This is a genomic window from Streptomyces sp. RP5T (assembly GCF_003933965.1).
Lineage (GTDB): Bacteria > Actinomycetota > Actinomycetes > Streptomycetales > Streptomycetaceae > Streptomyces.
In genome coordinates this window covers 1-10,574 of the sequence record NZ_RSAJ01000285.1, presented here as the reverse complement: position 1 = coordinate 10,574, position 10,574 = coordinate 1, and the positions used below count along the sequence as shown (strand labels likewise).

At 72.1% G+C, this 10,574-nt stretch carries 8 protein-coding genes; 6 read left to right on the top strand and 2 right to left on the bottom strand.

The window, feature by feature from the left end; translation table 11 throughout:
• On the top strand, window positions 1-740 hold a 740-nt coding region (locus EHS43_RS26240), incomplete at its 5' end, for an AMP-binding protein (RefSeq protein WP_148104093.1).
• An 84-nt stretch (window positions 741-824) separates the two neighbouring features.
• Here EHS43_RS26240 and EHS43_RS26235 read toward each other — a convergent pair.
• Together EHS43_RS26235 and EHS43_RS26230 are read right to left on the bottom strand one after the other, a co-directional pair.
• Complete coding sequence (locus tag EHS43_RS26235; protein ID WP_125193224.1) at window positions 825-1,013, bottom strand: hypothetical protein; 189 nt, start codon at window positions 1,011-1,013, stop codon at window positions 825-827.
• Window positions 1,014-1,207: 194 nt separating this feature from the next.
• On the bottom strand, window positions 1,208-4,120 hold the full coding sequence (locus tag EHS43_RS26230; RefSeq protein ID WP_125193226.1) for a BTAD domain-containing putative transcriptional regulator: 2,913 nt from the start codon (window positions 4,118-4,120) through the stop codon (window positions 1,208-1,210).
• 404 nt (window positions 4,121-4,524) lie between these two features.
• Here EHS43_RS26230 and EHS43_RS26225 point away from each other — a divergent pair, with 404 nt between their 5' ends.
• The 5 genes from EHS43_RS26225 to EHS43_RS26205 all read left to right on the top strand — a co-directional run bounded on the left by EHS43_RS26225 (window position 4,525) and on the right by EHS43_RS26205 (window position 10,544).
• Complete coding sequence (locus tag EHS43_RS26225) at window positions 4,525-5,766, top strand: amidohydrolase family protein (protein ID WP_125193223.1); 1,242 nt, start codon at window positions 4,525-4,527, stop codon at window positions 5,764-5,766.
• The gene (locus EHS43_RS26220; RefSeq protein WP_260470720.1) at window positions 5,763-6,680 is read left to right on the top strand and encodes an LLM class F420-dependent oxidoreductase; all 918 of its coding nucleotides are present in this window, start codon (window positions 5,763-5,765) and stop codon (window positions 6,678-6,680) included. The genes EHS43_RS26225 and EHS43_RS26220 overlap by 4 nt, the downstream gene beginning before the upstream one ends.
• A gap of 11 nt (window positions 6,681-6,691) precedes the next feature.
• Window positions 6,692-7,462, top strand: a complete 771-nt coding sequence (locus EHS43_RS26215) for an SDR family NAD(P)-dependent oxidoreductase (RefSeq protein ID WP_125193222.1) — start codon at window positions 6,692-6,694, stop codon at window positions 7,460-7,462.
• A 137-nt stretch (window positions 7,463-7,599) separates the two neighbouring features.
• On the top strand, window positions 7,600-8,718 hold the full coding sequence (locus tag EHS43_RS26210; protein WP_125193221.1) for an LLM class flavin-dependent oxidoreductase: 1,119 nt from the start codon (window positions 7,600-7,602) through the stop codon (window positions 8,716-8,718).
• Between the two features lie 95 nt (window positions 8,719-8,813).
• Window positions 8,814-10,544: an amidohydrolase family protein gene (locus tag EHS43_RS26205; protein ID WP_125193220.1), complete on the top strand. Its 1,731-nt coding sequence runs from the start codon at window positions 8,814-8,816 to the stop codon at window positions 10,542-10,544.
• The last annotated feature ends 30 nt before the right edge of the window (window positions 10,545-10,574 follow it).

Sequence of the window (10,574 nt, the reverse complement as noted above, 5' to 3'; positions counted from 1 at the left end):
CGCCCACCCTCCACCAGTCCCTCCTGGACCACCCGGCACGCACCTCCCACGACCTGTCCGCCCTGCGCCTGGTGGTGACCGGAGCGGCGGTGGTGCCCCTGCGACTGGTCGAGCAACTGCACGGCGAACTGGGCGTGGAGACGGTCCTGACCGCCTACGGCCTCTCGGAGGCGAGCGGCATCGTGACGATGTGCCGGCGCGGCGACCCGCTGCCGGTGATCGCGTCGACGTCCGGACGGGCCATCCCCGGCACTCAGGTGCGGGTGGAGGCACCGGACGGGCAGCCCGGCGAGGTCCTGGTCCGCGGGTTCAACGTGATGCGCGGCTACTACGAGGACCCGGCGGCCACCGCGGAGGCGGTGACCGAGGACGGCTGGCTGCGCACCGGCGACATCGGCGTCCTGGACGCGGCCGGCAACCTGCGGATCACCGACCGGCTCAAGGACATGTTCATCGTCGGCGGCTTCAACGCCTACCCGGCGGAGATCGAGCAACAGCTCGGCCTGCACCCTGCGGTGGCCGACGTGGCGGTCGTCGGTGTGCCCGACGCGCGGCTCGGCGAGGTCGGCCGGGCGTACGTGGTCCGCCGCCCGGGTGCGGTCCTGACCGCCGACGACCTGATCGCCTGGGCCCGCCGGGAGATGGCGAACTACAAGGTGCCGAGGACGGTGGAGTTCGTGGCGCGGCTGCCCCGGAACGCGAGCGGGAAGGTGGTCAAGGGGGAGCTGCGCCGGTCCTGACCGGCCGGCCCCCGGACACGCCTCGGCCGCGACGGCTCCCCCTCCGCGCCGCCGCGGCCGATCCCCGTGTGCGAGAAGCCCGTGTCAGACCGTCTCGTCCGTGGCGTGGTTGTCGAGCGGCTTGACCGTGCCGTCCGTCGTGCCCGCGGCCGCCGTGACGACCTTCTCGGCGCCGGTGGCGTGGTTGTCGAGCGTGGTGACCTCGTCCTCGGTCCCCGTGGCGTGGTTGTCGAGCGGCTTGACGGTGCCGTCCCGCTTCTCGGTTGCACTCATGGGTGATGACTCTCCCGTTCGATGATGGGCCAGGCCGCCCGGCGACTCCCCCGAGGGTCGCCGGGCGGGCGTGTCAGGGTCGGTAACCCTAGCGATGGAGACCACCGCTGACCCGCCTGCCCCCCGACGCGACGGATCGACAAGGACGAGTCTGCCGTGCGGCGATAAACGAACGATGAACGTCCGTACCCGTCCTACGCGGTGGCGCCCTGCACGGTGGCCGACGGCGTGAGCAGCAGCCGTACGTCGGCGGCCTCCGGCGAGCCCAGCTGCTCGAAGATGCCGAGCGCCTCCTGCCAGCACGCCTGGGCCCGGCCCGACTGCCCGAGCCCGCTGAGGGCCCGCCCTAGGACGGTGAGGACGTTGCCGCGCCGCCACTCGCCGCCGATGCCCCGCAGCACGGCCAGCGCCTGCTCGGTGAGGGCGGCGGCCTGCGCGGGCCGGCGGCCGGCGAGGTGGGCCTCGGCGAGCCGGAAGAGCGACATGCCCTCCCACAACCGCTGCCTGCTGTCGCGGAAGACCTCCAGCGCCTCCGTCAGCCGGTCCACGGCGGCGTCCAGCCGACCCTGCCCGGTGAGCGCCAGGCCCAGCGCGTACCGGCCGTTGGCGCCGCGCAGCGTGTGCCCGAGCCGGTCGTAGATGACGATGCCCTGCTGGGCCAGTTCCACGGCGCTGGTGCTCTGCCCGAGCGCCAGGTGGATGCGGGAGAGGTTGCACAGCGCGCTCGCCTCGCCGGCGAGGTTGCGGTCGAGCCGGAAGCTCTCGATGGCCTCCTTCAGGTACGCCTCGCCCTCGGGGTGGCGCCCTTGGTAGAGCGCGATGATGCCGCGGTCGTTGGCGGCCCAGCAGCGGGGCGCCAGGTCGTCCGCCGCGCGGGCGAGGTCCATGGCCAGCCGGGCCTCCGCGTCCGCCTGCTCGAAGCGGCCGGCGACGAGGTGGACGTTGGTGAGCGTGGTCAGCGCACGCGCGCGGCTGCGCGGGTCGTCCGCCGCGTCGGCCGCGTCGCGCAGGGCGACGGCGGCGACCTCGTACTGCCGGGCGTTGGCCCCCGACTCGGCCAGGTCCTTCGCCACCCACAGCAGGTCCACCGCGCGGCGCAGCAGGGCCCCCTTCGCGCACTGCTGGACGAACGCGAGCAGGGCGTTGGCCTCCGCGTACAGCCAGTCCTGGGCGGTGTGGCGGTCCTGGAAGGACAGGCCGGGGTGGCGGATCTCCTCCAGGTGCTCCACCAGCCGGTCGCCGGGCCGCTCGATGGCGTACACGGCCGCCGCGGTGGCGAGGTAGAAGTCCAGCAGCCGCGACAGCGCCGCCTCTCGTTCGCTGGGCGGCCACTCGTCGCGTTCGGCGCACGCACGCGCGTAGAGCCGTACGAGATCGTGGAACCGGTAGCGGCCGGGGGCCGCCGACTCAAGCAGCGAGGTGTCGACCAGGGACTCCAGGAGGTCCTCGGTGTCCTCGACGGGCAGGTCCAGTACGGCGGCCGCGGCGGCCAGCGAGATGTCCGGGCCGTCGGCCAGGCCCAGCAGCCGGAAGGCGCGGGCCTGGGCGGGCTCCAGCTGGCCGTAGCCGAGCTCGAAGGTGGCCTTCACGGCGAGGTCGCCGGCCTGGAGTTCGTCGAGGCGGCGGCGTTCGTCGGCGAGCTTCGCCGCGAGGACGGAGACGGTCCAGGTGCGGCGGGCCGCGAGGCGGGAGGCGGCGATGCGGATGGCGAGCGGGAGGAAGCCGCAGGCGGCGACCACGTCCAGGGCGGCCTTGCGCTCGGAGGCGACCCGCTCCTCGCCGACGATCCTGGTGAACAGCTGGAGGGCCTCGTCGGGGGACATGACGTCCAGGTCGACCAGGTGGGCGCCGGCGAGGTCGACCATCCGCACCCGGGAGGTCACCAGGGCCGCGCAGCCCTCCGTGCCCGGCAGCAGGGGCCGTATCTGGGCCGCGTCGCGCGCGTTGTCGAGCAGCACGAGGACCCGGCGGCCGTCCAGGACCGAGCGGTACAGGGCGGCCCGCTCCTCCAGGGAGTCGGGGATCGCGGAGTCGGCGGTGCCGAGGGCGCGGAGGAAGGCGCCGAGGACGGTCTCGGGGTCGGCGGCCCGGTTGCCGGCGCCCTGGAGGTCGACGTAGAGCTGCCCGTCGGGGAAGGCGGAACGGGCCTGGTGGGCCACGTGCACGGCCAGGGTGGTCTTGCCGACGCCGCCGATGCCGGCCAGCGCGGAGACCGCCATCACCCGGCCCTCGCAACCGGAGGCGAGCACCTCGCTCAGTTCGGTGACGAAGGCGGCGCGGCCGGTGAAGTCCGGGACCGTGGCCGGGAGTTGCGCGGGGCGGACGGGGGCGGCGACCGGCTCGGGCTGCGGTGAGGAGGGCTCCGCGAGACCGGGGTCGGCCTGGAGGATGCGCTGCTGGAGCTCGCGCAGGCCGGGGCGCGGGTCGACGCCGAGTTCCTCGGCGAGCAGGCGGCGGGTGTCGGCGTAGACCGCGAGGGCCTCCGCCTGGCGGCCGCTGCGGTACAGGGCGAGCATGAGCAGTTCCCGCAGGCGCTCGCGCAGGGGGTGCTCGGCGGTGAGGGCGGTGAGCTCGGAGACCGCCTCCGCGTGGCAGCCCTGCTCCAGGTCCATGTCGAGGCGGGATTCGAGGAGTTGCAGCCGCCACTCCTCCAGCCGGACGCGCTGCGCCTCGGCGTACGGTCCCGGCACGCCCGCGAGGACCTCGCCGTCCCACAGGGCCAGCGCCCGGGTCAGGGCGTCCCGTGCGCGGCACAGGTCACCGGCGCCCTTGGCCTTCTCCGCCTCGGTGGCCAGTTCCTGCGCGGCGGCGAGGTCCAGCGCGTCCTCGCCGAGCCCGCGGATCGCGTACCCGCCGGACTCGCTGACCAGGATCCCGGGGTCGAGGATCTTGCGCAGCCGGGAGGCGTACGTGCGCAACGCGGCCAGCGCCTGGTCCGGCGGCTCCTCGCCCCACAGGGCGGAGATCAGCTCGGCGGCGGTCGCGGTACGTCCCTCACGCAGCAACAGGGCGGCGAGCAGGGCGCGCTGCTGGGGCGACCCGGTGTTCAGCAACTCCTCCCCACGCCGCGCCCGCACGGGCCCGAGCACGAAGAACCGCAGCGACATGACACCGTCGAGGACGCCGATGGCGGGGGGTGCGGGTGTTGCTCGGGGGGCTGTGGTGCGGGCCGGTTCGGTGCCTGGGTGTGTTTCGGCTCCGGGGGGCGTCTCGGGCGTTGACTCCGTCTTGCTGTCGGTCACGGCGCCCAGCCCCGCCTCCGTCGAGGAGCCGGGACGCCTCTGCTCCGGCACCCGCGGTACACCGTCCATCGCCGTCCCCCTAGGGCCTGTTTACAACCCCGTCAGTCTGCCTTGTCCATGGCGGATGCGTCAGCTGTGGAGAGCGTGATCACAGGAGGACGCGCGGGAAGTCACAAGCCCCTCACCCGTCCTCCGCACACGTCCGCACACGAACCGTCGTCATCGGCCCGCCGTCCACGGAGCTGACGGGTCGTCAGATCGGCGCTACCGTGAGCGCCATGGAGACCACGACGGCACTTCCGAAGATCATCTCCGTCGACGACCACACGGTGGAGCCCTCCGACGTCTGGCAGAGCCGGCTCCCGAAGAAGTACCTGGACACCGGCCCGCGCGTAGTCCGCGCCCCGCTCAAGGAGATCAGCTTCCTGGGCGGCCGCTTCAAGCCCGTGATGGGCGCCCCCGGCGACGACGGGCCGCTCGGCGACTGGTGGCTCTACGAGGGACTCCAGCGCCCCCTCACCCGCCTCGACACCGCGGTCGGCTACAGCAGGGACGAGATCAAGCTGGAGGTCATCACCTACGAGCAGATGCGCCCCGGCTCCTACGACGTCCCGCAGCGCCTGGCCGACATGGACGTCAACCACGTCCAGTCCGCCCTCTGCTTCCCGACCTTCCCGCGCTTCTGCGGCCAGACCTTCACCGAGGCCGCCGACCACGAACTGGGCCTGCTGTGCGTGCGGGCGTACAACGACTGGATGGTGGAGGAGTGGTGCGGCCCCCAGGCGCAGGGCCGGCTCATCCCCCTCACCCTCATCCCGCTCTGGGACGCCGAGCTCGCCGCCGCCGAGGTCCGCCGCAACGCCGCCCGCGGGGTCCGGGCCGTCGCCTTCTCCGAGATACCCCCGCACCTGGGCCTGCCCTCCGTCCACTCCGACGACTGGGACCCCTTCCTCGCCGCCTGCGACGAGACCGGCACGGTGGTCGCGATGCACATCGGCTCCAGCAGCCGTATGCCCTCCACCTCCGCCGACGCCCCGCCCGCCGTCGGCTCCACCATCACCTTCGCCAACTGCTGCTTCTCGATGGTCGACTGGCTGATGAGCGGCAAGTTCGAGCGCTTCCCGAACCTCAGGGTCATGTACGCCGAGGGCCAGATCGGCTGGATCCCGTACATCCTGGAACGCGCGGACGTGGTGTGGGAGGAGAACCGCGGCTGGGGCGGTGTCGCCGACAAGGTCCACCGCCCGCCGTCCGAACTCTTCACCGAGCACGTCTACGGCTGCTTCTTCGACGACGCCTTCGGTCTGCGCAACCTCGACGCCATCGGCGTCGGCAACGTCCTCTACGAGACCGACTACCCCCACTCCGACTCCACCTGGCCGAAGTCGAAGGAGGTCGGCGAGGCCCAGATGGGACACCTGGACGCCGACGTGGTGGAGCGCATCGTCCGCGGCAACGCCATCGACCTGCTCGGGCTCACCCCGGACGGCCTCTGGGACGGCCCCCGGTGACCGCGTACGGCATCCAGCTCCCCGTCCAGTCCCAGAGCACGATCTACGCCGAACCCTGGGAGGCCGCCGCCGGACCGGAGGACCTCGTCGAGGTCGCCCGCGCCGCCGACCGCGCCGGGTTCGCGTACATCGCCGCCTGCGACCACGTGGCGATCCCGCGCCGCCTCGCGCCCGCGATGAGCACCGTCTGGTACGACCCGGTGGCCACCCTCGCCTTCCTCGCGGGCGTGACCGAACGGGTGCGGCTGCTGAGTCACGTGGCCGTCGTGGGGCTGCGGCACCCCCTGCTCACCGCCAAGCAGTACGCCACCCTGGACCATCTCGCCGGCGGCCGGCTGATCCTCGGTGTCGGGGCGGGGCACGTGCAGGAGGAGTTCGAGGCGCTCGGGGCCGACTTCGCCGGGCGCGGGGCCGTCCTCGACGAGTCCATCGACGCCCTGCGCAAGGCCCTCGGCCCCGAGGAGTTCCCCGAACACCACGGCAAGCTCTACGACTTCGAGGGCCTCGGACAGCGCCCGCGGCCCGCGCAGGCCCATGTCCCGGTCTGGGTCGGGGGCTCCTCCCCGGCCGCCGTGCGCCGGGCCGCCCTGCGCGGTGACGGATGGCTGCCCCAGGGCGACCCGCGGGAGAGGCTGCCCGCGCAGATCGAGCGGATACGGCGGCTGCGGGCCGAGGCGGGCCTCGAAGGGCCGTTCACCGTCGGGGCCATCGCCGAGCCGCTCCACCTCGGCACCCCCGCCTGGGACGTCGGCCGCCGCACGCTCAGCGGCCCGCCCGACGCGCTCGCCGAGTCCCTGCGCGCCTACGGCGCGATGGGCGTGGACCAGATCCAGGTGCGGTTCCGCAGCCGCGACCGCGCCGAACTCGTCGACCAGATCTCGGCGTTCGGCGCCGAGGTCGCCCCCCACCTCTGAGGAGTCACCGCATGGGCAAGCTGGACGGACGTGTCGTTCTCGTCACCGGCGCGGCACGCGGGCAGGGAGAGCAGGAGGCCCGCCTGTTCCGGGAGGAGGGCGCCGAGGTCGTCGTGGGCGATGTGCTGGACGAGCAGGGCAAGGCGCTCGCCGAGGAGATCGGGGCGCTGTACGTGCACCTCGACGTGAGCCAGGAGGCGGACTGGCAGCGGGCGGTGGAGACCGCCGTGGAGGAGTACGGGCGGATCGACGGGCTGGTCAACAACGCCGGCATCCTGCGCTTCAACACCCTCCTGGACACGCCTCTCGCGGAGTTCATGCAGGTGGTGCAGGTCAACCAGGTCGGCTGCTTCCTCGGCATCAGGACCGTGGGGCCGGTGATGTCCGACGGAGGCACGATCGTCAACACGGCCTCCTACACCGGAGTGACCGGGATGGCGGGCGTGGGCGCCTACGCGGCCTCCAAGCACGCGATCCTCGGGCTCACCCGGGTCGCCGCGCTGGAGCTCGCGCCGCGCGGGATCAGGGTCAACGCCATGTGTCCCGGGGCCGTCGACACCGCGATGTCGAATCCGGCCGTCCTGGACCCGGCCGCGGACGGCGAGGAGGCCTCCCGGGGGCTGGACCGGTTCTACCGCAAGCTCGTGCCGCTCGGCCGGATCGGGCGGCCGCAGGAGGTGGCGGCGCTGGCCCTGTTCCTGACCTCGGCCGACTCCTCGTACATCACCGGACAGCCGTTCGTGATCGACGGCGGCTGGCTGGCGGGGGTCTCCGTCATCTGACCCCGCGATCACCATCTGACCGGCCGTCAGCTATTGACCCTGTGTGCGCCCGGTGCCACAGTCGGCGGCAGCTTCGCAAATCTGACGATGCGTCAGAAACATTGGGCGTCAGAGACAACTGGGGACGGTGAACCTCCTTGGAATTCGGGCTCTTTGTACAGGGATACGTGGGCAAGCGCGCCGAGACCGACCCGCTGGCCGAGCACAAGGCGCTGATGGAGGAGACCGAGTACGTCATCCAGGCGGACCGGTCCGGCTTCAAGTACGCCTGGGCGTCCGAGCACCACTTCCTGGAGGAGTACTCGCACCTCTCCGCCAACGACGTCTTCCTCGGCTACCTCGCGCACGCGACCGAGCGGATCCATCTCGGCTCCGGGATCTTCAACCCCCTCGCCCAGGTCAACCACCCGGTCAAGGTCGCCGAGAAGGTGGCCATGCTCGACCATCTCAGCGAGAACCGCTTCGAGTTCGGCAGCGGACGCGGGGCCGGCTCGCACGAGATCCTCGGGTTCATCCCCGGGGTGACCGACATGAACTACACCAAGGAGATCTGGGAGGAGACCATCGCGGAGTTCCCGAAGATGTGGCTCCAGGACGAGTACGCCGGCTTCCAGGGCAAGCACTGGCAGCTGCCGCCCCGCAAGGTCCTGCCGAAGCCGTACGGGAAGTCGCACCCCGCGATGTGGTACGCCGCCGGGTCGCCGCCGTCGTACGCCATGGCGGCGAAGAAGGGGCTCGGGGTGCTCGGCTTCAGCGTGCAGAAGGTCTCCGACATGGAGTGGGTGCTGGAGCAGTACAAGACGGCGATCGTGGACGCCGAGCCGATCGGGGACTTCGTCAACGACAACGTGATGGTGACGACCACGGCGATCTGCGCGCCGACGCACGCCGAGGCGATCGAGATCGCGGTCAACGGCGGTCTGCACTACCTGCCCTCGCTGGTCTTCCGCTACCACGACACCTTCCCGCGGCCCGAGGGGTTCCCGGAGTGGCCGGAGACGCTGCCCGAGTACACCGCGGAGTTCGTCGAGCTGCTCATCGAGGAGGAGCTGCTGATCTGCGGGGACCCCGACGAGGTGGTCCGCCAGTGCAAGCGCTGGGAGCAGGCCGGGGCGGACCAGCTGAGCTTCGGTCTGCCGGTCGGGGTGCCGAAGGAGGAGACGCTGCAGACGATCCGGCTGATCGGCGAGCACGTGATTCCGAAGATCGACACGGACCCGGTGCATCGGACCACGCGGTTCCGTCAGGGAGCTTGAGCGTTCGTCGGCGGGTGCGGGCGGGTTGTGGCTGGTCGCGCAGTTCCCCGCGCCCCTGGGTAGGTCAACCGTGCCTGCATGAGGAGGCAGCGTTCATGCTCGATCACGTCATCAAGGGGGCGACCGTTGTCGACGGGACCGGCGCCCCCGCCCACGCCGCCGACGTGGGCGTACGCGACGGCCGTATAGCCGTCATAGGAAACGTCACCGAAGAAGCCCGGACCAGCGAGGACGCGACCGGACTCGTCCTCGCCCCCGGATTCGTCGATCCGCACACGCACTACGACGCCCAGCTGTTCTGGGACCCGTACGCGACCCCTTCCCTCAACCACGGGGTCACCACGGTCGCCGCAGGGAACTGCGGGTTCACCCTGGCGCCCCTGAGCCCGGCCCGCCCCGAGGACGCCGACTACACGCGCCGCATGATGTCCAAGGTCGAGGGGATGTCCCTGGTCGCCCTGGAGGAGGGCGCGCCCTGGAGCTGGAGTTCCTTCGGCGAGTACCTGGACGCCCTGGAGGGCCGCATCGCCGTCAACGCCGGTTTCATGGTGGGGCATTGCGCGCTGCGCCGGTACGTCATGGGACCGGACGCCGTCGGCGGGCAGCCCACCGAGGAGCAACTCGGCGCGATGCTGCGGCTGTTCCACGAGGCCATGGACTCCGGGGCCTGGGGCTTCTCCACCACCCAGTCGTCCACGCACTCCGACGGGGACGGCAGACCCGTGGCCTCCCGGCACGCGCTGCCCGCCGAACTCCTCGCGCTCTCGCGGGCCGTCGGAGAGCACGAGGGGACGCAGATCGAGGCGATCGTCGCCGGATGCCTCGACCAGTTCAGCGACGCCGAGATCGACCTGTTCGTGGAGATGAGCGCGGCGGCCGGACGGCCCCTGAACTGGAACGTGCTGACCATCGACTCGTCCGTGCCCGAGCGGGTGCCCAGGCAGCTGTTCGCGAGCGAGCAGGCCCGCAAGGCGGGCGGCCGGGTCGTCGCCCTCACCATGCCGATCCTCACCCCGATGAACATGTCCCTGGGCACCTTCTGCGCGCTCAACCTCATCCCCGGCTGGGGACCGGTCCTCGCGCTGCCCGTCCCCGAGCGCATCGAGAAGCTGCGCGACCCGGACGTGCAGAGGGAACTCCTGCGGCACTCCCAGGCCAAGGAGGCCGGCGTCTTCCGGCGGCTGACCAACTTCGGCCGGTACGTCATCGGGGACACCTACAGCGACACCAACCGCGGGCTCAGCGGCCGTGTCGTGGAGGACATCGCCGCCGAGCGCGGGCAGGAGCCGTTCGCCACGCTCGTCGAGATCTGCGCGGCCGACTCGCTGCGCACGGTCCTGTGGCCCATGCCCACCGACAACGACCCGGCGTCCTGGGCGATGCGGGCCGAGGCCTGGCAGCACGAGGACGTCCTGCTCGGCGGGTCCGACGCGGGCGCGCACCTGGACCGGATGTGCGGGGCGCCGTACACGACCCGCTTCATCGGCGACTGTCTGCGCGGGCGGAAACTCACCTCGCTGGAGCAGGCCGTGAAGATGCTCACCGACGACCCGGCCCGGCTGTTCGGGCTGCGGGAGCGCGGGCGGATCGAGGAGGGCTTCCATGCGGACCTCGTGCTCTTCGACCCGGAGCGGATCGCCGCGGGCACGGCCACCCTGGTGCACGACCTGCCGGGTGACAGCCCCCGGCTGGACTCCAAGGCGATCGGCGTACGGGCCGTGTGGGTCAACGGCGTCGAGGCGATCCGGGACGACGTGGTGAGCGGAGCCGTGCCGGGCCGGGTGCTGCGCTCGGGGCGGGACACGCGGACGGTGAGCACCAGGTGAGCGAGGCGGGTATGGAGAAGGGCGCGGCGG